Here is a 16,626-nt window from a genome sequence, read left to right as displayed (position 1 = left end):
AGATGTCGAAGACCATGAAAACCGTTGCAATTGTCGGCGCCGTTGCGGCCGCAATGACTGCACAGTCCGCGACGACAGCCGAGGCCGCTGGCAAAGAGAAATGCTATGGCATCTCGCTCGCCGGTGAAAATGACTGCGCCGCCGGCCCGGGCACCACATGCGCGGGCACATCGACCGTGGACTACCAAGGCAACGCCTGGACGCTGGTTGACGCCGGCACCTGCGCCAAGATCGACCTGCCCGCGATGGCAGACGGCACCGCACGGCAAGGCTCGCTCGAAGAGCTGAACCGCGACCTGCCCTCTGCCTGAGGCACGCCACACGCCTGCGTCGGACCTGTCCGGGTCCGACGTTTTCGCCTGATCCCCCGCCGCCCGAAGGTTTCGACATGCTGGATGCGACATTGACACCGCCCCGCCTGCCCGCAGCCCCCGGCGTGGGATACAAGGCCCAGCATTTCACCGATCTGCGTGCGGGCCCTGGCCCTGTCAAGTGGCTGGAAGTCCACGCGGAAAACTACATGGGCGACGGCGGGCGACCGCATGCGCAACTGCGCGCCCTGCGCGAGGATTTTGCCATATCCGTGCACGGTGTCGGACTGTCGATCGGTGGCGAGGGCCGCCTTGATCCCGATCATCTTGCACGCCTGAAGCACCTTGTGGGCTGGCTTGAGCCCGCCAGCTTCTCCGAACACCTCGCTTGGTCCACCCACGGGGCCGAGTTCCTCGATGACCTGCTGCCCCTGCCCTACACCGACGCGACGCTATCTTGCGTCGCCGACCACATCGACGAAGTGCAGGAAACCTTGGGCCGCCGGATGCTGCTTGAGAACCCGTCAAGCTATCTGGCCTTTGCCGAAAGCACGTGGTCAGAAACGGACTTTCTGGCCGAGTTGGTGCAACGCACCGGCTGCGGCCTGCTTTTGGACGTGAACAACGTGTTCATTTCGGCGACCAACCTGGGCTATACACCGCAATCGTATCTAGATGCCTATCCTCTTGCTGCCGTTGGAGAAATCCATGTCGGCGGCCATGACGAGGATGAAGACGACAGCGGCGCGCCGCTGCTGATCGACAGCCATGGACGCGAAGCGGCAGAACCCGTTTGGGCCCTGTTGGATCATGCTCTGAGCGGCACGGGACCTGAGCCCGTGCTGGTCGAATGGGACAATGACGTGCCCGATTGGCCGACACTGCGTGCCGAAGCTGACCGCGCGGCCCGCGCCTTGGCCACAGCCCCTGCCGGGTGATGTGATGACCACGACACAAGCCGCATTTCGCGCCGCGCTCCTTGATCCGGAGCGTGCGGTGCCCGAGGGGCTGACGGACCCCGCGGGCCAGCAGACGACCCGACGCTTTGCCGTCTATCGCAACAACGTCACTGTCGCCTTGATCAACGCGCTGCGCACCGGCTTTCCGGTATTGTGCAAGCTGTTGGGAGACCAAAATTTCGATCAACTTGCCCGGCTTTTTGCCCGTGCGCATCCGCCCAACTCGCCCATGATGATGCACTATGGTGAAGCGCTGCCCGCGTTTCTGGACGGGTTCAAACCGCTGGCGCATATCGGGTATCTGCCTGACGTGGCGCGCCTGGAACTGGCACTGCGCAGGTCGTACCACGCCGCGGATAGCGCACCGTTTGATGCGAGCCGCTTGGGCGCGGTGCCAGCGGATGTGCTGATGCAGACCCGGCTGCGCCTCGCCCCTGCCGCGCAGTTTGTCCCGTCCCGATGGCCGATTTTCGACATCTGGCGCTACAACACTGAGCCGGACGCGCCAAAGCCGCACGGGATAGCGCAGCCTGTCCTTGTCACGCGCGCCCAATTCGATCCCGCGCCGCATCCCCTGACATCGGCGCAAGCGGCGTGGCTACAGGCCATTTCAGATGACCAAACGCTCGAAGCGGCAGTGGACGCCGCCACTACGATCGACCCCGAATTCGACCTTGGGCCATTGCTGAGCCTGCTTATCCAGCAGGGCGCCCTAACCGACATCACCACTCCAGAGGAATGACCCCATGACTGCCCTTTCCCGTCTCCATGCCGCGATCTTTGGCCCGCTCGAGCATGTGGAGTGGCTGTTGCCCACCCTGGCCCGTTTCCTGTTCGCCGCAGTGCTGGCCGTGTACTTTTGGGTATCAGGGATGACCAAGCTGGGTGATGGGGTCTTTGGCATTTTCCAACCGTCACTGGGTGCTTATGCGCAGATTTTTCCCAAGGTAATGGAGAATGTGGGGTATGACGTCACACAGCTAAGTCTCTTTCATTGGGCTGTCGTGACCGCCGGTACTGTGGCTGAATTCGTGCTGCCGCTGCTCATCATCATCGGCCTCCTCACCCGGCTTGCGTCACTGGGTATGATCGGGTTTATCGTGGTGCAATCGCTGACTGACCTGAACGGCCACGACAAATGGGGCGACGGGCTGGTGCTGGGGGCGTGGTTCGATGCGCCATCCAACAGCCTGATCATGGACCAGCGTGCGCTTTGGGTGTTTCTGCTGCTGCTTTTGGTGATCAAAGGGGCCGGGCCGATTTCGTTTGATCGGGCCCTTGCCCCAAAACCTGCCCCGGCCGCCGCTTAGGCCACTCCAAGGGCCGCTTGTACATCTTTGGTCCAGCCCAGGTGCATGGCGCAACTGTCCACGATCAGCGGGCGTTTCATGAGTGTCGGATGCGCGGCCAGCAGCGATTTAGGCGCGATCTTCCGCTCCTCTTCTGACAAGCCGCGCCACGTGGTCGAGCGCGTGTTGACCAGCGTGTCACCGAATGCGGCAAGTGCCTGATCCATCACGTCATCAGGCACGCCTTCTGCCCGGACATCGACAAATTTCGCCCGCGGCAACGCCTTGATGGCCTTGCGGCAGGTGTCGCAGGTTTTCAATCCGTATATTTCCATATCCATCCCTCACATTTGCGTAGAATTAAGCGGCATCTCGCGCGGAATGCGAGGCCCAACCTTGATTTTCCCGCCCTGAGGGCAATCTCTGAGGGAGCGGCGCAGTCGTTTTGACTGGGTCGTCCAAGGCCCCTGCCCGACGGTCCGACGCGGGGGAGACTGCAAGGTAAAGGAGGCACGGGATCATGCCAACTGGCACCGTGAAGTGGTTCAACACCACGAAAGGCTACGGGTTTATCGCCCCGGATGAGGGCGGCAAGGACGTTTTTGTTCATATTTCAGCGGTGGAGCGGTCAGGATTGACCGGCTTGGCCGACAATCAGAAAGTGAGTTTCGAACTGCTTGAAGGGCGCGATGGGCGCCAGATGGCAGGCGATCTGAAACTGCTTTAGCGCCCCCCAAACGACAAAGCGGCGCATGACATGTTATCCTGCGCCGCTTGACCAACGTTCGATGTGATCAATCGAACGTGCAGCCCTTTGTCCCGACGGGACAGCTGGTTTGACGCACGTGTCTGACACGTTTCTTGACTGGATGCGCCAGTGCCCGTTGGTAAGTGATGTGCTGGTTGGGAACCCCGCAGCAGATCACGCCGTCCATCGTCACAGGCTGCAGCCCGGCGGGACAGTAGTTGTGCTGGCTGTGGTAGGCGTAGATTTTCGGACCGTTATGGCTTTGTGCGAGCACGGCGCCGCTGCCAAGAAGCGCAAAGACCGCTGCTGCTGTAATCACTTTTGTGAATGGCATATCTTCCCTCGTTCTCTCAACACACCACGACATCTATGGGGAAAATGCCCATAATGTCGTTTTTGCACGATGCCCGCGGTTGGGGCGCAAGTCCAGAATTTTTGCATAACCGGGCCACCGCACGCATGATTTACTCAAATTTTGGGGAATTATGGCTACGCTGGAAACAGTTTTTCGACGGGATGGTGCCCTGATGACCGAACTGATGCGACTGTTGGCCCTGTATTACGCGTGCGAAGTGTCTGCCGAAACGCAGTTTCCATCCCCGTCCGAATGGGCGCGGTGCATGGGGCACTACCACGCGGTCAAGGCGCATTTTGCGGGCGATCTGACCGGGCCACAGGCGCAGATCGAAGGGTATCGGGCCTGGAAAACGTGGGAAGACGACAACGGCGTCCTGGTCGCGCACCTGCGCGAGCGCGCCACCCGCTAGGTCGGATTTTTCGTTTCTTCCCAATGCTCTCCCATCGCGACGATGCATGAGGTGCCGCTGGCATAGCGCACCACCATGGCCCAATCGCCGCGCTGGTCCGTCCACACTTCCATCATCTGTTCGGGGCTGCGCATGCCCGAGGCGGCGCGGGCCGAGCGGAACTGCTGTTCCAGCTTTTGCTGCATCTGCTTGCTGGGCGCGCAGAGGATTTCGGCGATGGGATTGGCCGAAAGTGGCGTGGCCAGAAGGGTCAATATCGCAGCGGTTCGGAGCATGTTTTCAACGTAACAGTTTTATGACGACCTGTGGATAGAATTCAGCAGGCCTCACCGTACGATCCGTTCACAATTTGTTTCGAATATGATGTGTCGATCAAATGGCCGCGCCCCAGATTTTGCGTTTCTGGGCATGCACAATGTGTGCACAACCTGTGCACCGGGCGTGCACCGGTCTGGTGCATGGTGCGGGAGATTCCATTTTGAACAGGTAGCAAGATGGCGGGGGTGAGCATAGGTCCGCGCAGCGGCAAACCGTCCGGGGGACGGTTTGAGATGCGAACGGGCGGAGCCCCGGGGCGCATGTTCAAAGCGCGGAGCCGGGACAGCGCCGGGCCGCGGGTTGGCGCAGCGACGGGGCTGCGGCGCGGTTTATGGGTGTCATGGTAGTGAGTTTGGTGGGGCGGTGCGCTGGTGGGTGTGTAGCGTCAGCCCGGGTGGGGTGATTGCCGGTTCACGCAGTGACAAACGATCCGGGGGATCGTTTGAGGCCATCACGGGCGGAGCCCCGAGGTCGGCGCTGGCACGGCGGCCTTTGGCCTTGATTCCGTGCCGCTTTAGAGCACAGGAACGAAACGTGAAAATTATTGACAAATCAATACGAACTCACTTCACTGAAGGCTCACTGTACATCACACTCGCGAGGATCTCATGGCAGATCAGAACACCTTTCCGCAGATCCCGACCACCGTATGGTGGGGTATCAGAAACCTCATAAAGAAATCGCCAAAGACAAAATTTGATGCGAGCATGATCGGAGCATCACTTGGTGTCCAACCCGCGGCTTCTAGGCAATATGTAGCAGAGCTAAAAAGAGCCCAAATTCTTGACGAAGAAGGCGCCGCCACGGCACTTGCGCTTCGCTGGAGGCAAGATGACGAATACGCGAACGCAGTGAAAGAGCTCGTGAGTGAAATTTACCCTGAGAGCCTTGTGGCCATTGCACCCGTTGGTGAGGCGCAGCGAGATGTAGTTACGAACTGGTTTATTCAACAGAATTTGGGAGAGGGATCAGCAAGAAACAAAGCCGCGACGTACCTCCTTATCTCGTCAGAGCAGCCTGGGGAGGGCGGATCAAGACCAGCATCGCCTAGCAAAACTGGGTCTTCAACTAAGGCTTCCACTCAAAGTTCGCCCACTCGAAAAGTCTCGTCCAAATCGACCCCTCCGAGCGGCGCTCCTAAAAGGAACAGTGACGCGAATTCCAGCCTGCAAGGCTTTCCTCTTAACGTGAATGTTCAAATCCACATCAGCGCGGATGCATCAACAGACCAAATTGAGACGATTTTTGCTTCAATGAGGAAACATCTACACGATGTTTGAAAGAGTGCGGCGATTTCAAGAGTTCCTTGTTGAAAGCGGTTTTTCGCGAAATGTGCTTGCGCTGCCGGCGCCTAAAACGTTGTTGATTGAGGATTTCTCGGCGAAAGATGAGGCTGGAACGGTCGTGTTTGCGCGGACGGTCGTTGAACCAGAAATCGTTGAGGTTTCGAGAGACCTATTTGCCTCAGGTCACTACAACCTCGCTGTGCATAATGCGTTCAAAGCAGTCGACAATTTTGTTCGGACAAAATCTGGGTCTGGACAATCTGGCACCTCAGGAATGCGTGTTGCATTCAACAACAAAGAACCCAAGCTGGTTTGGAGCGACAGGACAAACGATGCAGAAAGGGACGAGCAGGAAGGATACAGCCACATCTTTGCTGGAGCGATGTTGGGAATCAGAAACCCGGTAACGCACGAGTTTGGATGGGTGTCCGACGAGCAAACTGCGCTCGAACTGTTAGTTGTTGCGCAACACCTACTGAGAAAAGCCAAAGTCGCGTACCGTCCATGATTTGACCGAATAGCGCAGCGTCTTATGCCGCACCCGCATGAGTTTGCCAAGGTCTTTTGGAGCGTTTTGCTCGCTGCTCTTAAGTGGTGCCGTTCAAAACCCCCATAAACTCCCGCCATTCCCCCTTGGACATGCCGGAGTTCTCCTGCGTCACCTCTTCCCCCTTCAACATCCGCTGCACACACGCAACCGCCGTCGCAGATAATGTCGCCCCACCCATCCGGTAATCCTCGAACGCCTTATACGCCGCGGGCACCCAATCCTTGACCATGTCGCAGATCGCATCCGCGTAGACCCGGATTTCGTATTGCGCGTGCGCATCTGCCCGCAATCGCAAAAAATGAAACAGGTTGTGCAGGTCCACCTTCCAGTACCATTGGGTGTAGATGTTGGCGGGCAGGTTCATGCGGGCCAGTTCTCGGGCGAGGCCCTGTTGGCCGTCCTGGCTGATCATCTCTTCGTAATGGTCGTAGCTGCGCATGGCGTCGTCGCGCAGGTAGTTGAGGACGCGTTGCGCCTCGTCCCCTTGCAGCGCCTCGCCCCTGCCCTGGTTGTTGACGACCGATTGGGCGGCGAGCGCGTCGGGTGCGGGGATGTAGAACTCGCGATCAAGGATCGAGTAGCGGGCGGAGTATTCGTTCACGTTGGCCGTACGGTGGCGGATCCACTGGCGGGCGACGAAGACGGGGAGTTTGACGTGCAGTTTGATCTCGCACATCTCGAACGGGGTCGAGTGCCAGTGGCGCATGAGGTAGCGGATCAGCCCCTCGTCATTCTGGACCGATTTGGTGCCCTTGCCATAGCTGACCCGCGCGGCCTGGCAGATGGCCGCGTCGTCGCCCATGTAGTCGATGACGCGGACAAAGCCGTGGTCGAGGACAGGTTGCGCCTTGTACAGATGCGCCTCCATCCCCGGGACGGTGGCGCGCAGCGTTTGGGTGGACTGGCTGCGCAATGCGTCGATTTCGGACTGTTGTTCGGGGCTGAGCGGCATGGGGCGCGTCCTTTATCCACAGAATCTGTCGGGCTTACACCTTATCTTGGGGATGGCGACATGAGAACCGCAATATAAGGGTCGTTTTTTGGCAACGGTTCTTGGCTGGCGCGAATCGCCCCCCATACGAAAGCGTTGACTTTTGGGGGGTTACGGCAGAATCTTGCCGCAAAAGAGGCAGCAAAATAGACCGCAAAGGTTTTTCAGGCATGACACGGACAGCAGCAGTGCTTGCGCTTGCCGCGCTTTTGGCGGCGTGCGGGGACGGTAACCCCTTTACCACAACAGGTGATGCGACGGGCGGCGATGCCGGCGGCGGAGAGGTGCCCGCGCAGCCGACCGATCCGACGGACCCAACCGCGCCAACGGACCCGCTGGCAGTGCCGGAAGCCATCGCGAGTGATCTGGAAAGCATCAGCTTTGACGCCACCACGAACACGCTGACCGTGACGGGCCTGACCCAGGACGGCGTGCCACTGGTCAACGAGTACCGGCATGTTGCCACCAGCTTTGTCGATGGCTACGAGACATTTACCGGGCAGAACGACCCCCTGGGCCGCCATGCCACCGCCTTTGTCGCCAGCCGTGACGGTGTGCAGGCCGGTGTGGTTTTGACCGGTCCCCAGTTCAACACGTTTTTCGGCGGTGTCTATTTTGACAGGACCGGCGACTATGTGGCACCGACCGCACCCGAGAGCCGGTTCGACGTGACCTACTATGGCAACTACGCCGCCGGTCTGAACGTGGACGGCCCACGCACCGATATTTTCCCGACACCGGGCATTGATCCGGATGTCAACACGCCGAACCAGGCGGGATATGTGCGCGGGTTGATGTTTGTGAATGTCGATCTGAACGACATGTCGGTCGAGGGTGAAATCTATGACCGGACGGCCGTGACGCGTGTCGGAAATTTCGACATGCAGGACATCGTGCTGGTGGACGGCACCCTGACTGGCGACGGCACGTTCAGCGGAAACATCGAAGTGGATACGAGGGATCCGTCATTCCCGGGCTCGACCGAACGAACGGATATTGGTGATTTCGCGGGCGTCATTGGTGGCAGCGCGGGCGAGTTCATGGCGGGCGGCACCCAGGTGGACCAGGTCCTCGAAGGCTTTGACAATGAAATCGAGCGCGGTGTGTTTGTTCTGGATCTGTGCACCGCCGCGGACACCGACCCGGTCTGCGTCAACGCGCTGCAGCCGTAAGGGCGGATGAAACGCGCGCTTATTGGTGCCCTGCTGACCCTGTGGGCGTCGGCGGGGTCCACAGACCCACAGCAGTCTGATGACAGCCAAACCTTCAACATAGAGCAGGCGCGCGTTCTGGCGCGTCAGGCGCTTTATGCGGGGCGGTTCGATCTGGCGCGTGATGTGGCCATGGTGCTGGTGCGCGCAGACCCTGAAGATGCCTATGCCTACGGCGTGCTGGCCGCAGCGCATTCGCGGCTCAACGACCCCAAACTGGCGCGCGCGGCGGCCCGGCTGTCTTACAAATACAGCGAAACACCCACGGAAAAGTTTGGCGCGGCACGCACCGCCGCCAGCGTGGCATTTCAGCAAGAGCGCCCCACCCTGTCGCAAGGCTGGCTGCGCCTGGCGGCGACCCATGCCGATACGGACGCGCAGGAAAAGGCGCTGGCCCAGGACTATGGCCGCGTCCGGGCGGCCAATCCGCTGCGGTTCAACATCAACTTTTCTGTTGCCCCGTCCGACAACGTCAACAACGGCACCGACAATGTGCTTGAGGTGATCAACGACGTGCCGACGCTGGGCGTGTTCCGGCCCAGCTCGCGCGCGCTGGACGGGATCGTCGGCACCCTGGACGTACAGTTGCAATACCGGCTGGCCCAGGGCGAAAAGAGCCGCACGACGGCCACAGGGCGCCTGTATACGCGGCGCGTTGACCTGAGTGACGAGGCGCAGGCGCGTGTGCCGGACCTGCGCAACAGCGATTTCGGATCCACCTATGCCGAGACGGGGGTGGACCACCTGTTCGCGCTTGGCAAGCCCGGTAACTTTGTGACGGTGGGCGGTGCCATCGGCGCAAGCTGGTCGGGGGACGAGCGGTCTCATGACTTTGCCAAGCTGTCACTGAGCCGGAGCCTGAAGGTGGGTGATGCGAGCCGCCTGACGTTGCGCAGCGGTGTCGAGAGGCGGTTTTCGACGGCCAGCAACCTGCGCGATCTGGATGTGCTGACGCTGGGGGCCACCTACAGCCACAAGCTGGAGCGCGGCGACAGGTTCAGCCTGGGGCTGACCGTGCAGGACATCCAGGGCGATTTCGTGAATGCCGCGTACCAGACCGCGAGCGTGCGGGCGAGCTACACATTTGGAAAACAGTTGGGACCGATGGAAATCTCGACCGGGCTGACTGTTGGCTATACGGATTACGAGGAGTACCGTCTGGTGCGCACGGTCCAGGGCGGGCGACAGGATGAGAGCCTTTATGGTGATGTGTCGCTGTTCTTCAAAGATTATGATTTTGCCGGCTTCGCCCCGACAATTCGCCTGCGTACGGGGCGCAGAACGTCCAATGTGAACAGGTTCGAGACCGACGAAACGACCATCACGCTGGGCATTCAATCAAAGTTCTGAGAGGCGGTGGTTCCCACGGGGGGCTATGCTAGGTTAGCGTCAACATTCACAGTTTGACGGAGACCTCCACATGGCTTTGACCTATTTGCACACAATGGTTCGGGTAAAGGACCTGGACGCCTCGATGGCGTTTTTCAAGCTTTTGGGGATGGAAGAGACGCGCCGCCACGACAGCGAGGGCGGGCGGTTTTCGCTGATCTTTATGGCGCCGCCGGATCAGCCGGAGTGCCCGGTCGAGCTGACCTATAACTGGGATGGCGATGACGCGCTGCCCAGCGACAGCCGCCATTTTGGCCACCTCGCCTACCGTGTCGATAATATTTACGAGATGTGTCAGCACCTTATGGACAATGGTGTGACCATCAACCGCCCGCCGCGCGATGGACACATGGCCTTTGTCCGGTCGCCTGACAATATCTCGATCGAACTGTTGCAGGCCGGTGATGCGCTGGCCCCGGCCGAGCCCTGGGCGAGCATGGAAAACACAGGGCATTGGTAAAACACGGGCCATTGGTGAGGACCGCGGCCTGTTTGGCCTTGTGCGTTGCGGCGTCGCCCGCCGCGGCGTGCAGGCTGGCGTTGCTTTTGGCGCTGGACGTGTCGTCCTCCGTGGATGCGACAGAGGATCAGTTGCAGCGTGGCGGGTTGGTGGCGGCGCTGACGGCGCCCGAGGTGCGGGCCGCGTTTTTTGCCACGGACGCCCCTGTGGCGCTGGCCGTTTACGAATGGTCGGGCCGCTACAATCAGGAGGTTGTGCTGGACTGGACCCTGATCGACGGCCCCGCGGCCCTGCTGGATGCGGCGGAGATTGTGGCGGCAAGCACGCGGTCGCACAACGAGTTCCCGACCGCCATGGGCTATGCGTTGGGCTTTGGGGCCGAGATGTTGGCGCGGGCGCCCGACTGCCTCTACCGGACCATCGACATGGCCGGGGACGGGCAGAACAACGAAGGCTTCGGGCCGCAATTGGCCTACCGCGAGTTTCCCTTTGACGAGGTGACGGTGAACGGATTGGTCGTGAACGCGGCCGAGTTCACGTCCGAAACCATGCTCATTGAGTTTTACAAGCGCGAGGTGTTGCGCGGGCCCGGTGCATTTCTGGAAGTCGCGCAGGGGTTCGAGGATTACGAGCGGGCGATGCGCCGCAAGCTGGAGCGGGAGTTGACCCCGCCCGTCATCGGCGCGCTCGACACCGGGCGGCGCGGCGGATGAAGGCAGCAACGCTGGTCATGGCCACCTGTGCGGCGATGATCGGGGCCGGTGCACAGGGAGCGTGCCGTCAGGCGCTGGCCCTGGGCCTGGATGTGTCGGGGTCGGTCGATGCGCTGGAGTATCAATTGCAGATGGAGGGGCTGGCCGCGGCGCTGGACAGCGGCAAGGTCCGGCAGGCGCTGTTGCAGATGCCGTCGGCCCCGGTGCACCTGCTGGTCTATGAATGGAGCGGGCCGGAAGATCCGGCGGTCATCCTGCCGTGGACGGCCATCGACGGTGCGCCTGCGCTGGACGCGGTCATCGGCCATTTGCGCGCCACCGAACGGCGTCAGGCGAGCCCCGGCACGGCGCTGGGTCTGGCCATGCGCGAGGGCGTCGCGCATCTGGCCAGGCGGTCCGAGTGCTGGAAGCTGACGCTGGATCTGTCGGGGGACGGGAAATCGAACCTGGGCATCCGGCCTGTCGATGTGAAACCGGAGGTGGAGGCCACGGGCATCACCATCAACGCATTGGTTATCGGTGCGGATGCGCCAAGTTTCGGTGACGCGCGGCAGGCGGAGATTTCGAGCCTGTCCGCGTATTTCCAGAACAACGTGATCGTCGGCGAAGACAGCTTTGTCGAAACCGCACTGGGGTTCGAAGACTATGCCGCCGCCATGGCGCGCAAGCTGGAGCGGGAGTTGGAGACGCTTATTCTGGGCAAGGGCCCCCTGCCCTACCCGCCCGGTCCGGACCGGCGGGCAGAATAGCCGTCAGTAGATATAGCGGATCTGGTCGGTCCAGTACCGCTCCATCCGTTTGAGCGATGCGGTGATGTCGATGATCCCTTCGGGGCCAAGCACGCCCTTGGATTGCAGCCCGTCCGCGTGCCGCAGGAACAGTTCGTTCACCACGTCGCGGATCTTGCGCCCCTTTTCGGTCAGCTTGACCCGGACCGAACGGCGGTCAATCTCGCACCGCTGGTGGTGCATGTAGCCCATGTCGACCAGCTTCTTTAGGTTGTAGCTGACATTCGAGCCCTGGTAATAGCCGCGGCTTTTCAGCTCGCCCGCCGTCACCTCATTGTCGCCGATGTTGAACAGGAGGAGCGCCTGGACCGCGTTGATCTCAAGCACGCCGACGCGTTCGAATTCATCCTTGATCACGTCAAGCAGAAGCCTGTGCAGTCGCTCGACCAGCGACAGCGCCTCAAGATATCCGACCATGAAGCTGGCGTTCGCTGCGTTTCGTTCGGCCATGCCCGGGACCTGGCCAATTGGGTCCTGAATGCTCATCCGTCTTCTCCGACCTGATCTGCTCGGATCAAAAGATGCGCATGATTCGGAAATATTCAGTTAAATGCAGAAAAACCCTTATTTTTCTGGCTGAAACGTGCGCGAGACATCCTCGACCAGCGCCTCGATATGCGCGGGCGGCGCCTCTTGCCCGGTCACCCAGCGATAGAGATCCTGATCGTTTTCGTTCAGCATCGCGTCGTACACATCAAGTTCGGCATCGGTCATATCGGCCAGATGCCGCCCAGCATATGTCGACAGGATCAGGTCCATTTCCTTGATCCCGCGGCGCATCGACCGCATGTGCAACCGCTTGAGCCGGTGTTCGCGCAGTTCCTCAGACATCTACGGGGGCCTGCATCGCGGCGCGCAGTTTCTTTTCCAGCCGTCCCAACTGCTCGGCCCGCGCCAGCATGTCCGAGCGCATGTCGCGCACTTCGGTCAGCAACTCGCGCATGTCAGATGTCAGCGGTTCTTCCTCGATGGGCGCATCGAGCCCCTCGCCCTCACCGTTGATAAGCCACATCATCGACACGTTGAGCAGGCCGGCCATCATCGACAGGCGGTTGGCGCGCGGCTCGCTCAGGTCGTCCTCCCATGACCGCAGGGTGGCCAGACGCACGCCCAGGCGCTTGGCCAGCTGCTTTTGCGTCATGCCCGCCTGTTCGCGCGCGCCTGCGACACGGTCGCCGAATGTTGCCGCTTCTGCACTGTACCAGTCTTGCACATCGTCCATGGGGGTCTTCTCCTTGTCGGTGCTGGCGCTTGATTGCGCGGAGGCTGCCGCCTATGAGGGTCTGGATATCGCCCTAGCATCCCGAGGCCAACATGACATTCCTTTCCGCGACACTCGACCGCGTCAAACCGTCCCCGACTGTCGCCCTGACGGGCCAGGTCGCGGCCCTGAAGGCGCAGGGCAAGGACATCATCGGCCTGGGCGCCGGTGAGCCGGATTTCGATACGCCGCAGAACATCAAGGATGCCGGGGTTGTGGCCATCGCCCTTGGAAAAACCAAGTATACCCCCGTTGACGGAATTCCAGAGCTGAAACAGGCCATCGTCGATAAATTCAAGCGCGACAATGGGTTGGACTACACGCCGGCCCAGGTGAGCGTGGGCACGGGCGGCAAGCAGATCCTCTATAACGCGCTGATGGCGACGCTGAACGAGGGCGACGAGGTGGTGATCCCGGCGCCCTACTGGGTGAGCTATCCGGACATGGTGCTGCTGGCGGGCGGCACGCCTGTCATTGCCGAGGCGTCGCTACAGACCGGGTTCAAGCTGACCGCCGATCAGCTGGAATCCGCCATCACCGACAAGACCAAGTGGCTGATCTTCAACTCGCCCTCGAACCCAACGGGCGCCGGATACACCCGCGAAGAACTGAAAGAGATCACCGATGTGCTGATGCGTCACCCGCATGTCTGGGTGATGTCGGACGATATGTACGAGCACCTTGTCTATGATGATTTCGAGTTCACGACGCCCGCAAAGATCGAGCCGCGCCTTTATGATCGCACGCTGACGGTCAACGGCGTCAGCAAGGCCTATGCCATGACGGGCTGGCGCATCGGTTACGCGGCAGGCCCCGAAGCGTTGATCAAGGCGATGCGCAAGGTGCAGTCGCAATCGACGTCGAACCCCTGTTCGATCAGCCAATACGCCGCCGTCGAGGCGTTGAACGGCACGCAGGACTTCATCGCCCCCAACAACGAGATCTTCAAGCGCCGCCGCGATTTGGTGGTCGAGATGCTGAACGCCGCCGCTGGCATCGCCTGCCCGGTGCCGGATGGTGCGTTCTATGTCTATCCGTCCATCGCGGGCTGTATCGGTAAGACATCCGCAGGCGGCGCAAAGATCGAGAATGACGAGGATTTCTGCACCGCCCTGCTGGAAGAGACGGGCGTGGCCGTTGTCTTTGGTGCGGCCTTCGGGCTTTCGCCGAACTTCCGCGTCAGCTACGCTACGTCCGACGAGGCCCTGAAAGAGGCCTGCACCCGCATCCAGACATTCTGTGCGGGTCTGACGTAACGAGGGCGGGCATATGGGCGCGGAGCTTCCTGACTATTACTTCCGTGTGCGCGAGAACGGCGCCGCCGTGTTCCGGATCGACACCGAGAACCGGCAGCGCCGGATCGAGATGGACCAGATCGCGGTCGTCAACATCCGCAATGGCGAGATCAAGCCGCATGGTGACCGCGCCCTGTCGGCCGAAGATCTGGCGCGGATCGAGACCTGGATGGATGAGCGCGCCGAAGTGCTGGCCCATCGCGACATCGACGACATTCACCGAGCGGTGGACTACCTGAACCTGACCACCCAGTGGGCGCAGAGTCGGGCGACGGATGATCAGTTGGAGAACGTGACTGACGCGCTGCTGCTGGCCATGCACGACCTGCGGTCCGTATTGGTGCGCAAGAAGGCAGACCGTCTGATCAAGGGCGGCAATTCCGCGTCCTGATCCAGCGCCCATCCGTTTCGGTATGGCGATTCTCAACCTAAGTTATGTGCAGTTTTGTCTACTTTTCGACAAAACTCCGCCGACGCGCGAAGGGCATATTAACCGTGCTTCGGCAAAAAGCTGGCCTGTGCCATGGGCGACATGTGTACGAACAGAGGAGCCAGCGTTATGCCAGCCATTACACCCCCCTTGTCCCTTGAAACCATAGCAGAGCTGACCGAGGTCGATCCCGGGCTGCTTGCCAATGTCATTCCATCCGAGATCAAGGCCGGCGCCGACGCCGCGCGCCAGATGAATGATGTCATAACGCAGGCCATGGCGGCCACGGGCGTCAATCAAGACGGCAAGCTGAGCCCTGACGATCTGGCCGTACTGTCCGCCCACATCCGCGCCAATCCTGCGCTTTATGCAGCCTTTATCGAAGGGCATGGCGATGACGAGGGCAACCTGGAGACCGGTTTTCACCTCGTGCAAGGGGATGGCGGCGCCTATATCTTTCAAGGCCGCAACTTTATCGACACCGTCGCCGACGCCATTTACCACGTGGGCTTTGCCATCGTGGACGGACGGTTTCAAAACGAGGATGGCAATGCCAATGAAACCGTCGAGGATGTCGCCGGTTGGATGAACTACTTCGTCAACGGTGAGAACCGGGTGTACGGCACCGACGAAGGAGAGACGCTGCATTCAGGACATTACAGCTTTGATCTGGTCGATGCCGAAAGCGAGATTTTCGAAGCGGGAGGTGGCGATGACCGCATCTGGGCCGGCGTCGGCGACGATTGGGTCTATGCAGGGTGCGGCAACGACCGATCCGGTGGTGGCGAGGGCAATGACCGTCTGTTTGGCCAGACCGGCAATGATCATCTGAACGGCGATGAGGGCAGCGACAAGCTGGACGGTGGCAGCGGCGATGACACGCTGGGCGGCGGCACCGGCGTCGATCACCTGCTGGGCGGCGCCGGTGAGGACAGGCTGTACGGGGATGGCGGCCGGGACCGCTTGCGCGGCGGCGATGACAACGACACGCTGAGCGGCGGCACCGGGAACGACACGCTTTGGGGCGATGGTGGTGACGACCACACCTGGGGCGGCGACGGCAATGACGTCATTTATGGTGGCGCAGGCAATGACCGTGCCGATGGCGGTCTGGGCAATGACCGCATTTTCCTGAGCACGGGCGACGATTACGCCTATGGCGACGACGGCCGGGACCGAATCCAGAGCGGCAAGGGCAATGACGAGGTTTATGGCGGGGCTGGCGACGATACGATTGCGGGCGATCTGGGCGACGATTCCCTGAACGGTCAGGACGGGCGCGATGTTGTCACCGGTGGAGACGGTGATGACACCGTACGCGGCGGTGACAATGGTGACAGCCTGGCCGGAGGTATCGGCAATGATCTGGTGCGCGGTGACGCAGGCAATGACACCGTGAAAGGTGGCAAGGGGCTGGACGATGTCCATGGCGGTGACGGGCGTGACATTGTTCTGGGCGGTGACGGCGCCGACACCGTGTCGGGCGGCAACGGTGAGGACCGTGTGTCCGGCGGGCGCGGCGCGGACGAGATCCTGGACTATGAGGACATTGAGGCGCGGGACGTTTTTGTCTTCAAGCAGGGTGACAGCGGCTCGTCGGCGGCGACGATGGACGTGATCAAGGGCTTTACCTCAATCATCGACAAGATTGATCTGACCGATTTCGGCGGTCTGACCTTTGTGAACCGCACCACGTTTTCGGGCAACAAGGCCGAGGTCCTGTTTGACGGTGATTATGTCCAGATCGACGCCGATGGCGACGGGACCGTGGACGAGATGATCGAACTGATGTGGGTGAATGCGGTCGAGGCCGCGGATTTCATCCTCTGATCATCCGCTTTTACTGCGCGTCTCACCCTG

23 protein-coding genes are annotated in these 16,626 nt (G+C 60.9%); 16 read left to right on the top strand and 7 right to left on the bottom strand.

Features of this window, described 5'->3' with window-relative positions:
* Nucleotides 1-2: 2 nt before the first annotated feature.
* The 4 genes from BWR18_RS04485 to BWR18_RS04470 all read left to right on the top strand — a co-directional run bounded on the left by BWR18_RS04485 (nt 3) and on the right by BWR18_RS04470 (nt 2,580).
* Nucleotides 3-311, top strand: a complete 309-nt coding sequence (locus BWR18_RS04485; protein ID WP_076626893.1) for a BufA1 family periplasmic bufferin-type metallophore — start codon at nt 3-5, stop codon at nt 309-311.
* 77 nt (nt 312-388) lie between these two features.
* Nucleotides 389-1,249 (top strand): MNIO family bufferin maturase, encoded by an 861-nt coding sequence (gene bufB, locus BWR18_RS04480; protein ID WP_076626892.1) that lies wholly within the window; start codon nt 389-391, stop codon nt 1,247-1,249.
* Nucleotides 1,250-1,253: 4 nt separating this feature from the next.
* The gene (locus BWR18_RS04475) at nt 1,254-2,012 is read left to right on the top strand and encodes an HvfC/BufC N-terminal domain-containing protein (RefSeq protein WP_076630121.1); all 759 of its coding nucleotides are present in this window, start codon (nt 1,254-1,256) and stop codon (nt 2,010-2,012) included.
* Between the two features lie 4 nt (nt 2,013-2,016).
* Entirely contained in the window at nt 2,017-2,580 is a 564-nt protein-coding gene (locus BWR18_RS04470) for a DoxX family membrane protein (RefSeq protein WP_076626891.1), read from the top strand.
* On the opposite strand, the gene BWR18_RS04465 is transcribed toward BWR18_RS04470, so the two are convergent.
* Nucleotides 2,577-2,894 (bottom strand): ArsC/Spx/MgsR family protein, encoded by a 318-nt coding sequence (locus BWR18_RS04465; protein ID WP_076630120.1) that lies wholly within the window; start codon nt 2,892-2,894, stop codon nt 2,577-2,579. The two genes, BWR18_RS04470 and BWR18_RS04465, sit on opposite strands and share 4 nt — an antisense overlap.
* 185 nt (nt 2,895-3,079) lie before the next feature.
* On the opposite strand from BWR18_RS04465, the gene BWR18_RS04460 reads away from it, so the two are divergent.
* Complete coding sequence (locus BWR18_RS04460) at nt 3,080-3,286, top strand: cold-shock protein (protein WP_076626890.1); 207 nt, start codon at nt 3,080-3,082, stop codon at nt 3,284-3,286.
* A gap of 67 nt (nt 3,287-3,353) precedes the next feature.
* On the opposite strand, the gene BWR18_RS04455 is transcribed toward BWR18_RS04460, so the two are convergent.
* Nucleotides 3,354-3,641 (bottom strand): hypothetical protein, encoded by a 288-nt coding sequence (locus BWR18_RS04455; protein WP_076626889.1) that lies wholly within the window; start codon nt 3,639-3,641, stop codon nt 3,354-3,356.
* Between the two features lie 193 nt (nt 3,642-3,834).
* Between BWR18_RS04455 and BWR18_RS04450 the strand changes: the two genes are divergently transcribed.
* Nucleotides 3,835-4,074: a hypothetical protein gene (locus tag BWR18_RS04450; RefSeq protein WP_076626888.1), complete on the top strand. Its 240-nt coding sequence runs from the start codon at nt 3,835-3,837 to the stop codon at nt 4,072-4,074.
* On the opposite strand, the gene BWR18_RS04445 is transcribed toward BWR18_RS04450, so the two are convergent.
* Nucleotides 4,071-4,349, bottom strand: coding sequence for a hypothetical protein (locus tag BWR18_RS04445; protein ID WP_076626887.1), 279 nt, complete (start codon nt 4,347-4,349; stop codon nt 4,071-4,073). The genes BWR18_RS04450 and BWR18_RS04445 overlap by 4 nt on opposite strands.
* A gap of 651 nt (nt 4,350-5,000) precedes the next feature.
* Here BWR18_RS04445 and BWR18_RS21575 point away from each other — a divergent pair.
* On the top strand, nt 5,001-5,672 hold the full coding sequence (locus BWR18_RS21575) for a hypothetical protein (RefSeq protein ID WP_157598650.1): 672 nt from the start codon (nt 5,001-5,003) through the stop codon (nt 5,670-5,672).
* On the top strand, nt 5,665-6,186 hold the full coding sequence (locus tag BWR18_RS04440; RefSeq protein ID WP_076626886.1) for a TIGR02391 family protein: 522 nt from the start codon (nt 5,665-5,667) through the stop codon (nt 6,184-6,186). Before BWR18_RS21575 ends, BWR18_RS04440 begins: the two co-directional genes overlap by 8 nt.
* Nucleotides 6,187-6,265: 79 nt before the next feature.
* Here the strand turns inward: BWR18_RS04440 and thyX are convergent, their stop codons facing one another.
* A complete protein-coding gene (gene thyX / locus BWR18_RS04435) occupies nt 6,266-7,180 on the bottom strand; it encodes an FAD-dependent thymidylate synthase (protein ID WP_076626885.1) in 915 nt (304 codons plus the stop codon).
* Nucleotides 7,181-7,389: 209 nt separating this feature from the next.
* Between thyX and BWR18_RS04430 the strand changes: the two genes are divergently transcribed.
* From BWR18_RS04430 to BWR18_RS04410, 5 genes are all read left to right on the top strand, one after another.
* Nucleotides 7,390-8,391, top strand: coding sequence for a hypothetical protein (locus BWR18_RS04430; RefSeq protein WP_076626884.1), 1,002 nt, complete (start codon nt 7,390-7,392; stop codon nt 8,389-8,391).
* A gap of 6 nt (nt 8,392-8,397) precedes the next feature.
* Nucleotides 8,398-9,780, top strand: a complete 1,383-nt coding sequence (locus BWR18_RS04425) for a surface lipoprotein assembly modifier (RefSeq protein ID WP_076626883.1) — start codon at nt 8,398-8,400, stop codon at nt 9,778-9,780.
* 70 nt (nt 9,781-9,850) lie between these two features.
* Complete coding sequence (locus BWR18_RS04420) at nt 9,851-10,279, top strand: VOC family protein (RefSeq protein WP_076626882.1); 429 nt, start codon at nt 9,851-9,853, stop codon at nt 10,277-10,279.
* An 11-nt stretch (nt 10,280-10,290) separates the two neighbouring features.
* A complete protein-coding gene (locus BWR18_RS04415; RefSeq protein WP_076626881.1) occupies nt 10,291-10,992 on the top strand; it encodes a DUF1194 domain-containing protein in 702 nt (233 codons plus the stop codon).
* Nucleotides 10,989-11,741 carry a DUF1194 domain-containing protein gene (locus BWR18_RS04410; protein ID WP_076626880.1) on the top strand — a complete coding sequence of 251 codons (753 nt, stop codon included), beginning with the start codon at nt 10,989-10,991 and terminating at the stop codon, nt 11,739-11,741. Before BWR18_RS04415 ends, BWR18_RS04410 begins: the two co-directional genes overlap by 4 nt.
* Before the next feature lie 3 nt (nt 11,742-11,744).
* Here the strand turns inward: BWR18_RS04410 and BWR18_RS04405 are convergent, their stop codons facing one another.
* The 3 genes from BWR18_RS04405 to BWR18_RS04395 form a co-directional block, all read right to left on the bottom strand.
* The gene (locus tag BWR18_RS04405; RefSeq protein WP_076626879.1) at nt 11,745-12,266 is read right to left on the bottom strand and encodes a MarR family winged helix-turn-helix transcriptional regulator; all 522 of its coding nucleotides are present in this window, start codon (nt 12,264-12,266) and stop codon (nt 11,745-11,747) included.
* Nucleotides 12,267-12,344: 78 nt separating this feature from the next.
* Nucleotides 12,345-12,611: a succinate dehydrogenase assembly factor 2 gene (locus tag BWR18_RS04400; RefSeq protein WP_076626878.1), complete on the bottom strand. Its 267-nt coding sequence runs from the start codon at nt 12,609-12,611 to the stop codon at nt 12,345-12,347.
* Nucleotides 12,604-13,002 carry a helix-turn-helix domain-containing protein gene (locus BWR18_RS04395; RefSeq protein ID WP_076626877.1) on the bottom strand — a complete coding sequence of 133 codons (399 nt, stop codon included), beginning with the start codon at nt 13,000-13,002 and terminating at the stop codon, nt 12,604-12,606. Before BWR18_RS04395 ends, BWR18_RS04400 begins: the two co-directional genes overlap by 8 nt.
* Nucleotides 13,003-13,094: 92 nt before the next feature.
* Here BWR18_RS04395 and BWR18_RS04390 point away from each other — a divergent pair, with 92 nt between their 5' ends.
* From BWR18_RS04390 to BWR18_RS21360, 3 genes are all read left to right on the top strand, one after another.
* Entirely contained in the window at nt 13,095-14,297 is a 1,203-nt protein-coding gene (locus BWR18_RS04390) for a pyridoxal phosphate-dependent aminotransferase (protein WP_076626876.1), read from the top strand.
* Nucleotides 14,298-14,310: 13 nt separating this feature from the next.
* A complete protein-coding gene (locus tag BWR18_RS04385; protein WP_076626875.1) occupies nt 14,311-14,727 on the top strand; it encodes a hypothetical protein in 417 nt (138 codons plus the stop codon).
* 168 nt (nt 14,728-14,895) lie between these two features.
* Nucleotides 14,896-16,596 carry a calcium-binding protein gene (locus BWR18_RS21360; protein WP_172839354.1) on the top strand — a complete coding sequence of 567 codons (1,701 nt, stop codon included), beginning with the start codon at nt 14,896-14,898 and terminating at the stop codon, nt 16,594-16,596.
* The last annotated feature ends 30 nt before the right edge of the window (nt 16,597-16,626 follow it).

It is taken from the genome of Tateyamaria omphalii (genome assembly GCF_001969365.1).
Lineage (GTDB): Bacteria > Pseudomonadota > Alphaproteobacteria > Rhodobacterales > Rhodobacteraceae > Tateyamaria > Tateyamaria omphalii_A.
Note: the sequence above shows the minus strand (reverse complement) of the source record. Positions and strands in the feature narration are given on the sequence as shown.

Coding starts and splice junctions, on each gene's coding strand:
- BWR18_RS04485 (WP_076626893.1), top strand. CDS start 3: ATGTCGAAGACCATGAAAACCGTTGCAATTGTCGGCGCCGTTGCGGCC.
- bufB (WP_076626892.1), top strand. CDS start 389: ATGCTGGATGCGACATTGACACCGCCCCGCCTGCCCGCAGCCCCCGGC.
- BWR18_RS04475 (WP_076630121.1), top strand. CDS start 1,254: ATGACCACGACACAAGCCGCATTTCGCGCCGCGCTCCTTGATCCGGAG.
- BWR18_RS04470 (WP_076626891.1), top strand. CDS start 2,017: ATGACTGCCCTTTCCCGTCTCCATGCCGCGATCTTTGGCCCGCTCGAG.
- BWR18_RS04465 (WP_076630120.1), bottom strand. CDS start 2,894: ATGGAAATATACGGATTGAAAACCTGCGACACCTGCCGCAAGGCCATC.
- BWR18_RS04460 (WP_076626890.1), top strand. CDS start 3,080: ATGCCAACTGGCACCGTGAAGTGGTTCAACACCACGAAAGGCTACGGG.
- BWR18_RS04455 (WP_076626889.1), bottom strand. CDS start 3,641: ATGCCATTCACAAAAGTGATTACAGCAGCAGCGGTCTTTGCGCTTCTT.
- BWR18_RS04450 (WP_076626888.1), top strand. CDS start 3,835: ATGACCGAACTGATGCGACTGTTGGCCCTGTATTACGCGTGCGAAGTG.
- BWR18_RS04445 (WP_076626887.1), bottom strand. CDS start 4,349: ATGCTCCGAACCGCTGCGATATTGACCCTTCTGGCCACGCCACTTTCG.
- BWR18_RS21575 (WP_157598650.1), top strand. CDS start 5,001: ATGGCAGATCAGAACACCTTTCCGCAGATCCCGACCACCGTATGGTGG.
- BWR18_RS04440 (WP_076626886.1), top strand. CDS start 5,665: ATGTTTGAAAGAGTGCGGCGATTTCAAGAGTTCCTTGTTGAAAGCGGT.
- thyX (WP_076626885.1), bottom strand. CDS start 7,180: ATGCCGCTCAGCCCCGAACAACAGTCCGAAATCGACGCATTGCGCAGC.
- BWR18_RS04430 (WP_076626884.1), top strand. CDS start 7,390: ATGACACGGACAGCAGCAGTGCTTGCGCTTGCCGCGCTTTTGGCGGCG.
- BWR18_RS04425 (WP_076626883.1), top strand. CDS start 8,398: ATGAAACGCGCGCTTATTGGTGCCCTGCTGACCCTGTGGGCGTCGGCG.
- BWR18_RS04420 (WP_076626882.1), top strand. CDS start 9,851: ATGGCTTTGACCTATTTGCACACAATGGTTCGGGTAAAGGACCTGGAC.
- BWR18_RS04410 (WP_076626880.1), top strand. CDS start 10,989: ATGAAGGCAGCAACGCTGGTCATGGCCACCTGTGCGGCGATGATCGGG.
- BWR18_RS04405 (WP_076626879.1), bottom strand. CDS start 12,266: ATGAGCATTCAGGACCCAATTGGCCAGGTCCCGGGCATGGCCGAACGA.
- BWR18_RS04400 (WP_076626878.1), bottom strand. CDS start 12,611: ATGTCTGAGGAACTGCGCGAACACCGGCTCAAGCGGTTGCACATGCGG.
- BWR18_RS04395 (WP_076626877.1), bottom strand. CDS start 13,002: ATGGACGATGTGCAAGACTGGTACAGTGCAGAAGCGGCAACATTCGGC.
- BWR18_RS04390 (WP_076626876.1), top strand. CDS start 13,095: ATGACATTCCTTTCCGCGACACTCGACCGCGTCAAACCGTCCCCGACT.
- BWR18_RS04385 (WP_076626875.1), top strand. CDS start 14,311: ATGGGCGCGGAGCTTCCTGACTATTACTTCCGTGTGCGCGAGAACGGC.
- BWR18_RS21360 (WP_172839354.1), top strand. CDS start 14,896: ATGCCAGCCATTACACCCCCCTTGTCCCTTGAAACCATAGCAGAGCTG.